Consider the following 15,222-nt stretch of genomic DNA (forward strand, 5'->3'; position numbering starts at 1 on the left):
GACTTCGATAAAAGATATTTATTAACATAGTGAGAAAATTGATTTTGCACTCGGCGATGGCCTGATGATACTTGCCCGCAAAGGTCAAACTAACCAGAAAAAAGAGCACTATGAGCTTCGAATCAGACAAGCGTTTCAACGACTTCAAACATTTTCCCCGTGGCCTGCGTCGCAGTGGCGAATTCACTGTGGCCGAAGCGGACAGTCTGGAAAAGTATGGTACCGCCATGCTGGCACTCTACCAGGGCAACCTTGCACCCCGTGACGATGTCGAGTCCGCCTTCGTCGAGCAGGTCAAATCCGGCGCAGCCGGTGCCAACCCCCATGCCAAGGTGTGGTTCAAATACCTCAAGGTGATCGGTCCCAAGCGCGTTCATCGCCTCTGCACCGTCGTTGGCGGCGCCAGCGAAGAGAGCAGCGGTGGCGGCAGCTTTGATGTCGGTGGTGGCAGCGGTGGTGGCAGTGACGAGTCCATCGATTAATGGATACCGAGCTGCTTCGGACCTTTATCGAGGTGAGCAAGACCCGGCATTTTGGCCGGGCTGCTGAAAATCTCTACCTGACCCAGTCGGCGGTGAGTTTCCGGATCCGCCAGCTAGAGCAGCAACTGGGTGTCAGTCTGTTTGCCCGTCATCGCAACAACATCCGCCTGACCGCCTCCGGTGAGCGTCTGCTGCCCTACGCAGACGCCATCTTGCACACCCTTGGTCGTGCCAAGCAGGATGTTGCGCTCTCGCCAGGATTCAGCCAGCAGTTGGCCATCGGCGCGCCCGCGGTGTTCTGGGAGCTCGATTTCAACGACTGGCTCAATCACATCTATGCGCTGGCGCCCGGTTTGGCGGTGCGGCTGGAAACAGCCTCCCGCGAGCATCTTTGCCGCCAGTTGCTGGAGCGCTCCCTCGATCTGGCCCTGCTCTCCGAGCCCACCAAGATCGACGAGATTGCCCTGCATCCCATCGGTGAGCTGGTGTTCGAGCTGGTGAGCCGGGATCCGGCCGCCAATGCCGACAACCTGATGCAGATGCCGCACATCCACCTCGACTGGGGCACCAGCTTCGAGCCGCAACCCAGCCGGTTGCAGAGCCTGCAAAAGACCCCGGTGCTGCACTCCAGCTCCGCCAGCATGGCGTTGCAGTTCGTGCTGGCCAACGGTGGTGCTGCCTACCTGCCACGGCGGATGGTCAGCCCCTTCCTCGAGAAGGGGGCGCTCCATCTGGTGGAGGGGGGCCAACCGCTGAGCCGTCCGCTCTATCTCGCCTATCTGGAGAAATCCGATCGCCGGGAGCTGATCGATCAGCTGTTGACCCTGCCACTGGGTTGGCACGACGCCGAACTGCGCCTCAACGTCGAATAAGCGTCGAGTGTTATCCAAGGAAGAGCCCACCCCACGGTGGGCTCTTCTGTTTGGGGAAAATTGCAGGGAGCGAAGTCACGTAATTGGCGCGGGATGCTTGGCGTCATCGGCCTGTAACGGTACCTTTTCAGGCTGTTTATCCGATTGAGCACTGACAGGGATGGATTGTAATTGATCGACTTTAGTCACCCCGAATGGCGGGCACTGGCGCAGCAGTTGCTGAGCCACTCACCTGTTGTGATCCGTGGCCGCCAGTGGCAACCGCTGGTGGGTCTGCTCAAGGATAACCAGCTGCTGCTCGCCCATGGCAGCCACAGCTATGAGCTCACCCCGGCCGGACGGCGCTATCTCACCCGTGAGCTGATGCTGGCCGAGATCGCTACCGCGCCACCTGCGCCCGAGGAGTGGTTGCACGCTCAGGGCTGGCAGTTGGGGGAGCAGGTCAACGAACGGGTGCTGGCGGCGCTCTATCGCAAGTCCGAGGTGAACTTCACCCCCAACGAGCAGATCGATTTTGAGGACAAGGGGATCCGGCTCTGCGCCGATCAGCTGTTGCGCTTGCGTGCCGCCCAGCCGTTCAGCCTCTTTTTTAGCGGCGGTACCTTGATCGACGCAGCCCCCTGGTTGCAGGCGCTGGGGGAGGTGGCCCTGCCCGAGCGCACCCTGGCGGGTCTTGGCAAGATCCTGTGGGGGGAGGGGAGTATCGAGCGGGTGATCACCACAGACAGCGTCGGCGCCTTTGCCGAGCTGCCTCTTGAACCCGGCACCTTGCTGGTGTGGGCCCCCCCATCGGCTCCTCTTGCCTTGCAGCAGGTGGTGGCCGCCTTGCCTCCCAATGTGCTGTGGAGTCATCTCACCGCCCTCGACCCTGCCGGGGTGGATCGGCTGCAGGCGCTGGCCCAGCGCTTGGGTCGTCCGGCCAGCTGGTGGCTGCCTCGAGATCTGGCCCCCATCCTCAGCGCATATGCCCAGCCTTTGACTGAGGCTCGGCACTGGGAGCCGAGCCGGATTCCCAAGTCATTGTTAGCAGCTTGTAGCGGTTTGGTTGAGTCCAGTGGTGGCTTGTCTGCCGAGGTGTGCGCGCTGGCACCAGCGTGGCATGCCGTTGGTTGAAATTGGCCCGAAAGCGAGCCAAAAAGCGGTTTTCCCCCATTGAACGCGGTGATATAAAGAGTTGACGAAGCGCTCGCCAGATGAGCGCTTTTGTTTATCAAGCCGCTTTGCCACCCAACGAACTCAACGGAATACAGGGAATACCATGTTTGAAAAGGTTGTTGCCGCCCCAGCGGATCCTATCCTGGGCCTGACCGAAGCCTTCCGCGCTGACTCTCGCAGCCACAAGATCAATCTGGGCGTAGGGATCTACAAGGACGAGTCCGGTGCCACCCCCATTCTTCACTGCGTCAAGAAAGCCGAGCAGAAGCTGCTGACCGACGAGAAGACCAAGAACTACCTCGGTATTGAAGGCAATATCGAATATGGCCGCATCGTGCAGCAACTGCTGTTCGGGCAGCATTCTGCGCTGGTTGCCAGCGGCCGCGCCAAGACCGCCCAAGCGCCGGGCGGTACCGGTGCCCTGCGTATCGCGGGCGAATTTGTGGTGCGCAATGGTCTGGCCAAGACCATCTGGATCTCCGATCCCACCTGGGCCAACCACGTCAGCGTATTCCAGGCCGCGGGCCTGACCGTCAAGTGGTACAAGTACTACGACGCCGCCACCAAGGGGCTCGACTTTGCCGCCATGCAGGCTTCGCTGGCCGAAGTGCAGCCGGGTGAGCTGGTGCTGCTGCACGGTTGCTGTCACAACCCGACCGGTATCGATCCCACTGCAGAACAGTGGCGCGCGCTGGCCAAACAAAGTGCTGCCGCCGGCTGGTTGCCGCTGTTTGACTTTGCCTATCAGGGTTTTGCCCGTGGTATCGAAGAGGATGCCGAAGGCCTGCGTATCTTCGCCGAATGCCATGACGAGCTGCTGGTGGCGAGCTCTTTCTCCAAGAACTTCGGCCTCTACAACGAGCGGGTCGGTGCCTTCACGCTGGTCAGCGCAACCAAAGAGATCGCCGATGTGGCCTTCACTCAGGTCAAGACCGTGATCCGTGCCAACTACTCCAACCCGCCGTCACACGGCGCCGCTGTGGTCACAGCCGTGGTGAGCGATCCGGCTCTCTATGCCGAGTGGGTCGAAGAAGTGGCCGCCATGCGGGTGCGTATTCGCGAGATGCGCGAGCTGCTGGTTGAGAAGCTGGCTGCCCTCGGCGTGAGCCAGGATTTCAGCTTTATCCGCGAGCAGAACGGCATGTTCTCCTTCTCCGGTCTCTCCAAGGATCAGGTTGAACGCCTCAAGAGCGAATTTGCCATCTACATTGTCGGCTCAGGCCGGATCAGCGTAGCCGGTATTACCCGCGCCAATATCGATCCCCTGTGCGAGGCCATTGCCAAGGTGCTGTAATCGCATCGCCTGATGCTCTGGCACTATGCAGCACTATGCCATGAAAAAGCCCGTCACCTTGGTGACGGGCTTTTTTGATCGTCAACGGCTGATCGCCAAACAAGGGTAAGGGCGGCTCAGTGGTGGCGGGCACCTTGCCACAGTTTGCGCAGTTGCAGCAGCAGCGCGGTCAGGGCGCCGCCGCTCATGGCGGTGAGTACCGCCAGCAGCAGGCTGCCGAGCAGGAAGGGAGGCACCAGAGTGGCCGCCTCCTGCTCCAGCCAGTGCAGGGTCCAGCTGAGGTGGAAGGGCTCCGGTGTCTGGTGCAGTACCAGACAACCGGTGCGATAGGCGTAGAGGTACATGAACGGCAAAGTCAGCGGATTGTTGAACCAGACCGCCAGCAGCGCCAGCGGCAGGTTGAGGCTAAAGGCCAGCGCCAGAGCGACTGCAATGAGCGAGTGCATCGGGATGGGGAACCAGCAGGCGAAGATCCCGGCCGCCACCGCGCCACTCAGGGCGCGGGTGCCCCCTTGCCAGAGGGCTGGGGCAAGCAGTCGCTCACCAAACAGGGCAAACCACTTCTGCTGGCGCAGGGTATCGGGATCGAGCTTGAAGCAGGCAAACCAGCGACTCAGCATGGGCGGGCCATCTTGCGTTTTTGCCACTGGCGCACCGTGCTGATCCGCCAGAAGGTGCGGATCAGGGTGTAGCCGATAAGGGAACTGAGCAGGGCCAGGATCAGCGAGCCCAGCAACAGCGGCGGTGCCACTGTGCCCAATACCGAGACCAGCCAGTCCCAGGTGAATTCAATCTCTATCTGCTGCGCCGAATGTCCCAGCAACTGGCAACCCACCAGATAGGCACCATAGAGCAGGGGCGGCATGGTAAAGGGGTTGGAGAGCCAGACCAGCGCCACCGAGAGCGGCAGATTGACCCGGCACAGGATGGCGCCACCGGCAGCCAGCAGCATCTGGCAGGGGAGCGGCACCCAGGCCATGAAGAGGCCCACCGCAAATGCCCCGGCAGCCGAGCGGCGGTTGAGGTGCCAGAGGTTGGCATCGAGCAGCAGTTTGCCGAACAGCCGCAGGTGCTTGTGTTCTTTCAGGGTTTGCTGATCGGGCATCCAGCGTTTAATGAGTCGTTTGGGCATATTGAAACCTTGCTAAATACTTGCTCCATGGATCTGCGTCTGTTGTCGTTTGCCCTGGGGGCAAGCTCCTCACTGCTCTGGCCATGGTTACCTTCACTCGCATGGGGGGGCCTGTTGCTGTCCCTGCTGATCCCCCTTGCATATTGCCGTGCCTGGCGGTGGCTGTTTCTCCTGCTCGGCATCCTCTGGATGCAGGCCAATCTTGCCTATCGGCTGGCCTGGCTGGAGCGGTTGGGCGATCAGACGAGCCACATGATAACCGCACAGCTGCAAAGTGCAGAGCCCGAGGGGGATAAATTTGTCCGGCTGCAGCTGCGGGTGAACACCCTCGACGCTCAACCGGTGACACCTGAGCCCCTGATCCGGGTCAATGCCTATCAGGCATTACCCGCCATGACAGTGGGCAGCCGAATCACCCTGGTGACCTCGTTGAAACCGGCTCACGGTCTGGCCAACGAGGCGGGGCTGGATGGGCGGCGTCTGCTGCTGGGCAAAGGGATCACCGCCACCGGCAATTTGCGCCGGGTGATCGACATTCAACAAGCACCTGTGGGGTGGCGCGAACGCTGGTTGGGCGCGGCGACCGAGAGTTGGCGTCCGCTTGACCATGCTCCCTTGCTGGCTGCGCTCACTTTTGGCGAGCAGAGCGGCATCACGGATGCCCAGTGGGAGCTGTTTCGTGGCAGTGGTTTGACCCATATCATCGCCATTTCAGGGCAACACATCGCGCTGGTGGCAGTGCTCGGGTGGTGGTTGGGCAGGTTGTTTGGCCTGCGCGGCGCCATCATCACCTCCCTGCTGTTTGCCGCCGTCTACAGCGCGTTGGCAGGGTTTGCGGTAGCCACCGAGCGGGCCCTGATCATGGTGCTGGTGTGGAGTGTGTTGCGCTGGAGTCGGCGAGAGTGGCCGGCCTGGCGCATCTGGCTGTGGGCCTTTGTTGTGCTGACCCTCTGGGATCCCTTCGCACTCTATTCGGCCGGCTTCTGGCTCTCGTTTCTGGCGGTGGCCATCTTGCTGCTGGTGGGATATCTCCACGACAAGCCGGGACTGTGGCAGATCCAGCTCTGGCTGCTGCTCGGTCTACTGCCGCTGCAGCTGGCGTTGTTCGAGGGGATAGCGCCCCTTGCCATGGTGATCAACCTGTTGGCGGTGCCGCTCTTTTGTATCGCTATCATTCCGCTGGCCCTGATCGGTGTGCTGCTTGCGCCGCTCTTCACCTCGCTCGCCTACGGTCTGTTCTGGCTGGCGGATCTGGGGCTGGGGTGGGTGCTGACGATCCTGAACTGGCTAGCCGATCAACTGCAACTGTGGTGGCCACTGCCCGGCTGGTGGCTGCCGCTTTGCACCCTGCTGTTGCTGATCTGGTTCGCCGCAAAGTGGCGCCCGGCACGCTGGCTGTTGCTACCGGGTCTGTGTGCGCTGTTGTTGGCGCTCTGGCCAACACCTGCCCGCTGGCAACTGCGGGTGCTGGATGTGGGGCAGGGGCTGGCGGTGCTGATCAGCAAGGGGGAGCGTGCCATCCTCTATGACACCGGCGATCGTTATCCCGGAGGCTACAACATGGCGGACGCGGTGATCCTGCCCCAGCTGAGCCATCTGGGGATCCGGGTCATCGATCGCCTCATCATCAGTCATAAGGATCGGGACCATGCCGGCAATCGCAAGCGACTGCTCAGCGCCATGCCGGTGCGTCACGAGCTTTCCTCTTACCCCTTCAGTGAGGGAACAACGCTCTGCCAGCGTGGGCAACAGTGGCGCTGGCAGGGGCTCTCGTTTGCAGTGCTCTGGCCCGAGCGCCCCGGTGGCGGGCGCAATAACGATGGCTGCGTGGTGCGTATCAGCGATGGGCAGCGCAGCGTGCTGCTCAGTGCCGATATCGAGCGGCAGGCCGAGCAGCGGCTGGTGGCGCTGGAGGGGGAGGGGTTGGCCAGCACCTTGCTGGTGAGCCCCCATCATGGCAGTCGCACCTCCTCCACGCCCCCGTTTGTTGCGGCGGTAGCGGCAAAGGAGGTGATCCACAGTGCCGGTTTTATGAATCAGTGGGGCTTTCCCCGTCCCGATGTGGTGGCCCGCTATCGGGATGCCCGCCAGTGGATCACCGGTCAGCAAGGGGCGATGCTGGTCGAACCCACCGCAGCGGGCTTGAGCGTCACTGCCGAGCGAGATGTGGGGCCCTGGTACCGACGCAGTGGCGAGTGGTGGCGACCGCGAGTCTGGTTTGAGCAATAATCGGCCATTTCTGCCGTGTAGGAATGCGATATAGGTGGCGGCGCTTGGTGTAAGCCTGCGCTTTGGCTAGAATAGCCCGTCATTTCCATTACTAACGGCTATTCATGCAACAAGAAACCTCACAAGAGAGCTGGCCAGTATTCAAACGCCTGCTCGGTTATGTCCGTGATCGCAAGCTGGGCCTGGTCGGTGGCATCATCGGGATGCTGGGCTACGCCGCCGTGGATACCACCTTTGTCTACTCCATCAAGCCGCTGATCGATCAGGGCATCAATGGCAACGACAGCACCGTTTTGAAATGGATGCCCTTCTTCGTCCTCGGCATCGTGGCCCTGCGCGGTGTCGCCAACTTTCTCTCCAACTACTGCATGGCCTGGGTCGGCAACCACGTTGTGATGCGTCTGCAACAGCAGGTGTTCAATCACATGGTGGCGATGCCGATGAGCTTCTTCGACCGCCAGAACACCGGTCATTTGCTCTCCAAGGTGACCTATGACGCCAGTCAGGTCTCCTCGGCGGCGAGCACCACGCTGGTGACCCTGGTGCGGGAAGGGGCGACCGTGGTCGGTCTGCTCGGCCTGATGTTCTGGCACTCCTGGCAGCTGTCGGTGATTTTCCTGGTGGTTGGCCCGCTGGTGGGGGTCATCATCGGCCTTATCAGCCGCCGTTTCCGCCAGATAAGCCGTCACATCCAGCAGGCGGTAGGGGATATCACCACCTCCACCGAGCAGATGCTCAAAGGGCACAAAGAGGTGCTGATGTTTGGTGGCCAGAAGGTGGAAGAGAAGCGCTTCTTCCAGGTCAGCAACAACATGCGCCAGCAGACCATGAAGATGGTCGCTGCCGATGCCATCGGCAGCCCTGTGGTGCAGATGGTGGCCTCCATCGCGCTGGCGGCCTTCCTCTACGTCGCGACCATTGACAGCGTCAAATCAACCCTGACTGCCGGTACGTTTACCGTCATGATCACCTCCATGATGATGCTGCTCAAGCCGCTGAAAAACCTGACCGACGTTAACAACCAGTTCCAGCGGGCCATCACCGCCTGCCACAGCCTGTTTGGCCTGCTCGACACCGAGCCGGAGCAGGATACCGGCACCCGTACTCTGGAGCGTGCCCGCGGCGAGATCGAGTTTCGCAACGTCACCTTTACCTACCCGACCAAGGACACCCCGGCGCTGCACAACGTCAGCTTCAAGGTGGAGGCGGGTAAGTCGGTGGCGCTGGTGGGCCGTTCCGGCTCTGGCAAGAGTACCATCGCCAGCCTGCTGACCCGCTTCTACGACATCGATCAGGGGGAGATCCTGCTGGACGGCATCAACATCCGCGAATACAAGTTGAGCGAGTTGCGCAAGCAGTACGCGCTGGTCTCCCAGCATGTTCACCTGTTCAATGACTCGGTGGCCAACAACATCGCTTACGCGGCGGAAGACAAATACAGCCGCGACCAGATCGTGCAGGCTGCTCGTATTGCCCATGCCGACGAGTTCGTCAGCAAGATGAGCAACGGGTATGACACTGTGGTTGGCGAGAACGGTGCATCCCTCTCCGGTGGTCAGCGCCAGCGTGTTGCCATTGCGCGCGCTTTGCTGCGCGATGCGCCGGTTCTGCTGCTGGATGAGGCCACCTCGGCCCTCGATACCGAATCCGAGCGCCACATTCAGGCGGCTATCGACGAGCTTTGCAAAGCGCGTACCTCGCTGGTGATCGCTCACCGTCTCTCCACCATCGAGAAGGCGGACGAGATCCTGGTGATCGACGAAGGCCATATCGTCGAGCGCGGGAACCACGAAGCATTGATGGAGCAGCGCGGCACCTATGCCCAGCTGCGCGCTATTCAGTTTGGCAACGCGGGAAGCAAGGCCTGATGCTGGAACGGCTCTGGTATCGCAAAAGTGGCTGGCGCTGGTTGCTGGCCCCCTTTGCCCTGCTGTTTGCCATCATCAGCGGCACCCGCCGCTACGCCTATCGTCACGGCTGGCGCAAGGGGTATCGCTCCTCCTTGCCGGTCATTGTGGTGGGCAATATTTCGGTGGGGGGCAACGGCAAGACCCCGGTGGTGGTCTGGCTGGTGGAGCAGTTGCAGGCCCGCGGCTATCGACCAGGGGTGGTGAGCCGTGGTTATGGTGGCAAGGCGCCCCATTACCCCTATCGGCTGGATGAGACCAGCACCACGGCGCAGGCCGGAGATGAGCCGGTGCTGATTGCCCGGCGCTGCGGCTGCCCCGTGGTGGTTGCCCCGAAACGGGCCGATGCGGTACGACTGCTGGAGCAGAGCGGTGAGGTGGATATCATCATCACCGACGATGGTCTGCAGCACTACGGGCTGGCCCGCGACATCGAGCTGGTGGTGGTGGACGGAGCGCGCCGTTTCGGCAATGCCTGCCTGCTGCCCATGGGGCCGCTGCGCGAGCCGGTCACTCGTCTCAAACGGGTGGACGCCATCATCTGCAACGGCGGTGAGCCGGGCAAGGGGGAGTACCCCATGCAACTGGTCGCCGACACCCCGCGCCGGGTGCGCGATGATGCACCGCTTGCCGCCCCCTTGTCGGGGCCGGTCGATGCGTTGGCGGGGATTGGTCATCCGCCCCGCTTCTTTGCCACCCTCGAAGGGCTCGGCTATCAGCTGGATCAGCAGGCCGCCTACGGCGATCATCATCCCTTCGATCGGGATGAGCTGGTGGGGCGCTTTGCCAGCAAGCCGCTGCTGATGACCGAGAAGGATGCGGTCAAGTGCCGCCCGTTTGCCCTCGATAACTGGTGGTATCTGCCGGTCAGCGCCGAGTTGCCCGCCTCCTTGCTCGATACCTTGTTGCACAAGCTGGGGACGAAGGCACAGGGCTCGACCAGGACGCAAGATTAATCTCTCTTGCCTCGGCGAGGGAGCAGGGGCTTGATATGCCCCGTACGGAATATCTGGTTGCTCGACATCCATCGCTGGCGTGATAAATCCGCCAGCGCGACATCGTTGAAGGAGTATCGTTTTGGCTTTGGACATCAAGTTGCTCGACATCATCGCCTGCCCGGTCTGCAAGGGTAAGCTGCACTACAACAAAGCAGTTCATGAGCTGGTCTGCCGCTTTGACAAGCTGGCCTATCCGCTGGAGGAGGGGATCCCGGTGCTGCTGGAGAACCGTGCCCGTCCGCTCAATAGCGACGAGCTGCCGTCATGAGTTTCGTCGTCGTCATTCCGGCCCGCTACGCCTCCACCCGTCTGCCGGGCAAGCCGCTGGCCGACATCCATGGCAAGCCCATGGTGCAGCACGTGGTGGAGAAAGCGCTGCAATCCGGTGCCGATCGGGTGATCGTCGCCACTGACGATGCCCGAGTACAGCAGGCACTGCAGAGCACCGGCGTAGAGGTGTGCATGACCTCACCGGATCACCAGTCCGGCACCGAGCGTCTGGCCGAGGTGTGCCGTCACTACGGCTTTGCCGCCGATACCATCATCGTCAATGTGCAGGGGGATGAGCCGCTCATTCCGCCCGCCATCATTCGTCAGGTAGCGGATAATCTGGCCGCCGCCACGGCGCCGATGGCGACCTTGTCGGTGCCGATCAAGGATGCCGAAGAGGCGTTCAACCCGAACGCAGTGAAAGTGGTGACTGACAAGGATGGCTACGCCCTCTACTTCAGTCGCGCCAGCATTCCCTGGGATCGGGATCGCTTTGCCAACAGTCACGAGCAGATTGGTGACCACTACCAGCGTCATATCGGTATCTACGCCTATCGCGCCGGCTTTATCCAGCGTTACGTAGACTGGGCACCGAGCGTGCTGGAGCAGGTCGAGGCGCTGGAGCAGCTGCGGGTGCTCTGGTACGGGGAGAAGATCCACGTCGCCCAGGCCCTTGAAGCGCCGCCGGTCGGGGTGGATACCCAGGCCGATCTGGAGAAGGTGCGCACCTTTTTGGCCAAGTGATGGCCACAGCACTAACGTCATGAAAAACGGTGTCGCAAGGCACCGTTTTTGTTTTGAAGATTTATATAATTATTTGATTTTAAACGCTAAACATGGGTTTTCTCAAACTTTTGGCGTGCATGGTTTGCCAAAGCGACGAGTTTGGTTATGATGCAAGACGCCCTGTTAACCCTAACCGGGCGGCTAAAACGAGATAAAACGGGGTGTTTGGGTGATAAATGTATTCCTGGTCGATGATCATGAGCTGGTGCGTACAGGGATAAGACGCATTCTTGAAGATGTGCGCGGGATCAAGGTGGTGGGCGAGGCACAGAGCGGCGAGACCGCAGTTACGTTCTGTCGCCAACACCATCCGGACGTGATCCTGATGGACATGAACATGCCGGGTATTGGTGGTCTGGAAGCGACCCGCAAAATTCTGCGGATCCGCCCCGATGTGCGCATCATAGTGCTGACCATTCATTCAGAAAATCCGTTCCCCACCAAGGTGATGCAGGCAGGCGCCGCCGGTTACCTGACCAAGGGGGCAGCTCCTGACGAGATGATCCAGGCGATCCGGTTGGTGCACTCCGGTCAGCGCTACATCTCCCCGGAGATTGCCCAGCAGATGGCCCTCAGCCAATTTGCCTCCGCTGACGAGAATCCCTTCAAGTCCCTTTCCGAGCGCGAGCTGCAGATCATGATGATGATCACCAAGGGGCAAAAGGTGACTGATATCTCCGAGCAGCTCAACCTGAGCCCGAAGACGGTCAACAGCTACCGCTATCGCCTGTTCAGCAAGCTGGGGATCAACGGTGACGTGGAACTGACCCATCTGGCCATTCGCTATGGCATGCTGGATGCCGATACCCTCTAATCGGGTGGCGTGTGGTCACAAAGGCGGCGTGTGCCGCCTTTTTGCTTTTCTGCCCCTTTGCTTTTCAGGCGGCGGGGGCAGTATGCTCTGCCCGTCAATTTTTGCCTTTGTGTGAGCCGAGTAGCTGATGACCCTCTCTCCCGAACCTCTCTTCGACAGCAAGGCGTTTCTGAGCGCCGTCACCCATCAAAGTGGCGTCTACCGCATGTATGACAGCGGTGGCACCGTGATCTACGTGGGCAAGGCCAAGGATCTGAAAAAGCGGCTCGCTTCCTACTTTCGCACCAACGTCGACAGCATCAAGACCCGCACCCTGGTGCGCCAGATCGCCGATATCCAGGTCACCGTTACCCACACCGAAACCGAGGCGCTGATCCTCGAGCACAATCTCATCAAGCAGTACCAGCCCCGTTACAACGTGCTGCTGCGGGACGACAAATCCTACCCCTGGATCATCATCACCGCGCACCAGCATCCGCGCATCGGCGTGCATCGCGGTGCCCGCAAGGTGAAGGGTGAGTACTTCGGCCCGTACCCTTCGGGCGGCGCGGTGCGTGAGAGTTTGCATCTGATGCAGAAAATTTTCCCGGTGCGCCAGTGCGAGGATGCGGTCTATGCCAACCGCACCCGTCCCTGCCTGCTCTATCAGCTCAAGCGCTGCGCCGGCCCTTGCGTACCCGGGTTGGTGAGCGAGGCCGAATATGCCCAGCAGGTGGAGCTTGCCAAACTGTTTCTGGCGGGCAAGAACCAGCAGGTGATTGGCGAGCTGGTGGGCAAGATGGAGTCCGCCAGCGGTGATCTGCGCTTTGAAGAGGCGGCCCGCTACCGGGATCAGATCCTGGCGCTGCGCCGGGTCACCGAACAGCAGTCGGTGAGTGGCAACGTACTGGACGAGCTCGACGTGGTGGGGGTCGCCTTCGAACAGGGGGCGGCCTGTATCCACGTGCTGTTTATTCGTCAGGGCAAGGTGCTCGGCTCGCGCAGCTACTTCCCGAAAGTGCCGGCCGATACCCAGCTTGACGAGGTGGTGCAATCCTTCCTGCTGCAGTTCTATCTGTCGGGGCAGGGGGGACGGCAGATCCCGAGCGAGGTGCTGCTTGATGTGGCCCTTGAGGATGAAAGCGTCATCGCCGAAACCCTGAGCCAGACAGCTGGCTACAAGGTGCGGGTGGTGAGCCGTACCCGCGCCGAACGGGCCCGCTTTATCAAGCTCGCCTCCATCAACGCCGAGACGGCGCTGCGCTCGCGGCTGGCTCACAAGAGCACCATCACCGCCCGCTATGACCAGCTGGAAGAGCTGCTGGAGCTGGAGCGCCCCATTGCTCGCATGGAGTGTTTCGATATTTCCCACACCATGGGGGAGCGCACCGTGGCCTCTTGCGTGGTGTTCAACCGGGAGGGGCCGCTCTCATCGGAATATCGTCGTTTCAACATCGACGGTATCACTGGCGGTGATGACTACGCGGCGATGGAGCAGGCGCTGGAGCGCCGCTTTGGCAAGCAGCAGGAGCCGGACAAGGTGCCGGACGTGCTGTTTATCGACGGTGGCCTCGGCCAGTTGCGCCGCGCCGAAGAGATCCTGGCCCGTCAGCTGGAGTTCCTCGGCGGCAAATATCCGCTGCTGGTGGGGATTGCCAAGGGGGTCACCCGCAAGGCGGGGTTGGAAACGCTCATCATGGGGGAGAGCCACGAAGAGCTGCATTTACCGGCAGATATGCCCGCTTTGCACCTTATTCAGCATATTCGCGATGAATCTCACCGTTTTGCCATTACTGGCCACCGGGCCAGACGGGCCAAGGCCCGCACCAGCAGCAGTCTGGAGGATATTCCGGGGGTGGGGCCAAAGCGGCGGCAGGCGCTGCTCAAATATCTGGGCGGCCTGCAGGAGGTCAAAAAGGCGAGCGTGGATGAACTGGCCAAGGTACCCGGCATCAGTCAGGAGCTGGCCCAGACCATCCACGATGGCTTGCACAGCGCCTGAGCAGGGTTTGCGGCATGGCAAAATCGCTAACTCCTTGATGCACAAGAGCCGTGACGCGGGGGGGCCGTAAATGCCATAATGGCCCTCGCATTTTGAGAAGACTGATGGATTAAAAAGACCAAGACGGGCGCCAGTGCGGTTGCATCGCAAATCGGCTTTGGCGCACTATGTAGCGACGTACAAGAAGTGGCTGAAAATAATGACAAACATACCTAACCTGTTGACGTTTTTCCGGATTTTGCTCATTCCCGTCTTCGTCATCCTGTTCTATCTGCCTTATCAATGGTCCTATCTGGCTGCCGCCATCATCTTTATTCTGGCCGCTGCCACCGACTGGTTTGATGGCTATCTGGCCCGCAAGCTCAATCAGTCCACTGCCTTTGGCGCCTTCCTTGACCCGGTTGCCGACAAGATCATGGTTGCCGCCGCACTGGTGGTTATCGTCGAACACTATAACACCATCTGGGTGACCATCCCCGCCATGACCATGATTGGCCGCGAGATCATCATCTCCGCCCTGCGCGAATGGATGGCCGAGCTCGGCAAACGCTCCTCGGTGGCGGTCAGCTGGATTGGCAAGTGGAAGACCATGATCCAGATGGTGTCGCTCACCGGTCTGATTTGGCAATACAACGTCTGGATGGTATGGCTCGCCTACGTGATGCTTTATGTCGCCACCGTGCTCACCTTCTGGTCGATGTTCCAGTACATGAAGGCCGCTTGGGGCGATCTGACCCATCACGCCAACTTGTGACCAGCCGTGCTGCAAGGTGAGGTTTCCGCTGATTTTAGGTAGGAAACGGCCAAAGGCGCTAAAACTGTTCAAAAAGGGCAAAAAATGCCCGAACGATCAGGTAATTAAATATTTCTGGTTGACTGGGCGAGGAACATCGCTAGAATGCGTCCTCGTAGTCAGGCAGTCAGCCAGACCAATGCGGGAATAGCTCAGTTGGTAGAGCACGACCTTGCCAAGGTCGGGGTCGCGAGTTCGAGTCTCGTTTCCCGCTCCAAATTCAGACAATAGAGAGCCAACTCTCTTTTGCATGGCGCGTTAGCAAAGCGGTTATGCAGCGGATTGCAAATCCGTTTAGTCCGGTTCGACTCCGGAACGTGCCTCCATATTGACAAGCCCGCCACGCGAGCTTGATACCGATTACGGTGCCCGAGTGGTGAAATCGGTAGACACAAGGGATTTAAAATCCCTCGACGTTCGCGTCGTGCCGGTTCGATTCCGGCCTCGGGCACCATTAAAATCAAAGAGTTACAGAAGGCCACTAGAAATAGTGGCCTTTTTCTTTTTCC

The 15,222-nt window shown here is 60.5% G+C and carries 14 protein-coding genes and 3 tRNA genes; 15 read left to right on the forward strand and 2 right to left on the reverse strand.

The window, feature by feature from the left end; all coding sequences use genetic code 11:
- Nucleotides 1-110 precede the first annotated feature (110 nt).
- The 4 genes from maoP to AB5Y83_RS19425 all read left to right on the forward strand — a co-directional run bounded on the left by maoP (nucleotide 111) and on the right by AB5Y83_RS19425 (nucleotide 3,803).
- Nucleotides 111-482: a DUF413 domain-containing protein gene (gene maoP, locus AB5Y83_RS19410; RefSeq protein ID WP_005337527.1), complete on the forward strand. Its 372-nt coding sequence runs from the start codon at nucleotides 111-113 to the stop codon at nucleotides 480-482.
- Nucleotides 482-1,354: an HTH-type transcriptional regulator HdfR gene (hdfR, locus tag AB5Y83_RS19415; protein ID WP_005337525.1), complete on the forward strand. Its 873-nt coding sequence runs from the start codon at nucleotides 482-484 to the stop codon at nucleotides 1,352-1,354. The genes maoP and hdfR overlap by 1 nt, the downstream gene beginning before the upstream one ends.
- Before the next feature lie 171 nt (nucleotides 1,355-1,525).
- Complete coding sequence (locus AB5Y83_RS19420) at nucleotides 1,526-2,467, forward strand: hypothetical protein (RefSeq protein WP_368175791.1); 942 nt, start codon at nucleotides 1,526-1,528, stop codon at nucleotides 2,465-2,467.
- A 145-nt stretch (nucleotides 2,468-2,612) separates the two neighbouring features.
- Complete coding sequence (locus tag AB5Y83_RS19425; RefSeq protein WP_123173299.1) at nucleotides 2,613-3,803, forward strand: amino acid aminotransferase; 1,191 nt, start codon at nucleotides 2,613-2,615, stop codon at nucleotides 3,801-3,803.
- A 116-nt stretch (nucleotides 3,804-3,919) separates the two neighbouring features.
- On the opposite strand, the gene AB5Y83_RS19430 is transcribed toward AB5Y83_RS19425, so the two are convergent.
- Nucleotides 3,920-4,423 carry a DUF2062 domain-containing protein gene (locus tag AB5Y83_RS19430; protein ID WP_368175842.1) on the reverse strand — a complete coding sequence of 168 codons (504 nt, stop codon included), beginning with the start codon at nucleotides 4,421-4,423 and terminating at the stop codon, nucleotides 3,920-3,922.
- A complete protein-coding gene (locus tag AB5Y83_RS19435) occupies nucleotides 4,417-4,935 on the reverse strand; it encodes a DUF2062 domain-containing protein (RefSeq protein ID WP_103251047.1) in 519 nt (172 codons plus the stop codon). Before AB5Y83_RS19435 ends, AB5Y83_RS19430 begins: the two co-directional genes overlap by 7 nt.
- A 27-nt stretch (nucleotides 4,936-4,962) precedes the next feature.
- Here AB5Y83_RS19435 and AB5Y83_RS19440 point away from each other — a divergent pair, with 27 nt between their 5' ends.
- From AB5Y83_RS19440 to AB5Y83_RS19490, 11 genes are all read left to right on the forward strand, one after another.
- Nucleotides 4,963-7,164, forward strand: coding sequence for a DNA internalization-related competence protein ComEC/Rec2 (locus AB5Y83_RS19440; protein ID WP_368175792.1), 2,202 nt, complete (start codon nucleotides 4,963-4,965; stop codon nucleotides 7,162-7,164).
- A 104-nt stretch (nucleotides 7,165-7,268) separates the two neighbouring features.
- Nucleotides 7,269-9,032 carry a lipid A ABC transporter ATP-binding protein/permease MsbA gene (gene msbA / locus AB5Y83_RS19445; RefSeq protein ID WP_368175793.1) on the forward strand — a complete coding sequence of 588 codons (1,764 nt, stop codon included), beginning with the start codon at nucleotides 7,269-7,271 and terminating at the stop codon, nucleotides 9,030-9,032.
- Nucleotides 9,032-10,027, forward strand: a complete 996-nt coding sequence (gene lpxK, locus AB5Y83_RS19450; protein ID WP_368175794.1) for a tetraacyldisaccharide 4'-kinase — start codon at nucleotides 9,032-9,034, stop codon at nucleotides 10,025-10,027. Before msbA ends, lpxK begins: the two co-directional genes overlap by 1 nt.
- Before the next feature lie 121 nt (nucleotides 10,028-10,148).
- Entirely contained in the window at nucleotides 10,149-10,337 is a 189-nt protein-coding gene (locus AB5Y83_RS19455; RefSeq protein WP_005347033.1) for a Trm112 family protein, read from the forward strand.
- Entirely contained in the window at nucleotides 10,334-11,083 is a 750-nt protein-coding gene (gene kdsB, locus AB5Y83_RS19460) for a 3-deoxy-manno-octulosonate cytidylyltransferase (RefSeq protein WP_368175795.1), read from the forward strand. Before AB5Y83_RS19455 ends, kdsB begins: the two co-directional genes overlap by 4 nt.
- Before the next feature lie 211 nt (nucleotides 11,084-11,294).
- The gene (gene uvrY / locus AB5Y83_RS19465; RefSeq protein ID WP_005337448.1) at nucleotides 11,295-11,939 is read left to right on the forward strand and encodes a UvrY/SirA/GacA family response regulator transcription factor; all 645 of its coding nucleotides are present in this window, start codon (nucleotides 11,295-11,297) and stop codon (nucleotides 11,937-11,939) included.
- Nucleotides 11,940-12,066: 127 nt separating this feature from the next.
- On the forward strand, nucleotides 12,067-13,920 hold the full coding sequence (uvrC, locus tag AB5Y83_RS19470) for an excinuclease ABC subunit UvrC (RefSeq protein ID WP_128835466.1): 1,854 nt from the start codon (nucleotides 12,067-12,069) through the stop codon (nucleotides 13,918-13,920).
- A gap of 199 nt (nucleotides 13,921-14,119) precedes the next feature.
- Nucleotides 14,120-14,674 (forward strand): CDP-diacylglycerol--glycerol-3-phosphate 3-phosphatidyltransferase, encoded by a 555-nt coding sequence (gene pgsA, locus AB5Y83_RS19475; RefSeq protein ID WP_031227442.1) that lies wholly within the window; start codon nucleotides 14,120-14,122, stop codon nucleotides 14,672-14,674.
- 180 nt (nucleotides 14,675-14,854) lie between these two features.
- Nucleotides 14,855-14,930: transfer RNA gene (locus AB5Y83_RS19480), tRNA-Gly, on the forward strand.
- A gap of 35 nt (nucleotides 14,931-14,965) precedes the next feature.
- Nucleotides 14,966-15,039 (forward strand) — tRNA-Cys (locus tag AB5Y83_RS19485).
- A 41-nt stretch (nucleotides 15,040-15,080) separates the two neighbouring features.
- Nucleotides 15,081-15,167 (forward strand) — tRNA-Leu (locus AB5Y83_RS19490).
- The last annotated feature ends 55 nt before the right edge of the window (nucleotides 15,168-15,222 follow it).

It is taken from the genome of Aeromonas sp. R5-4 (assembly GCF_040908215.1).
Taxonomy (GTDB): domain Bacteria; phylum Pseudomonadota; class Gammaproteobacteria; order Enterobacterales; family Aeromonadaceae; genus Aeromonas; species Aeromonas veronii.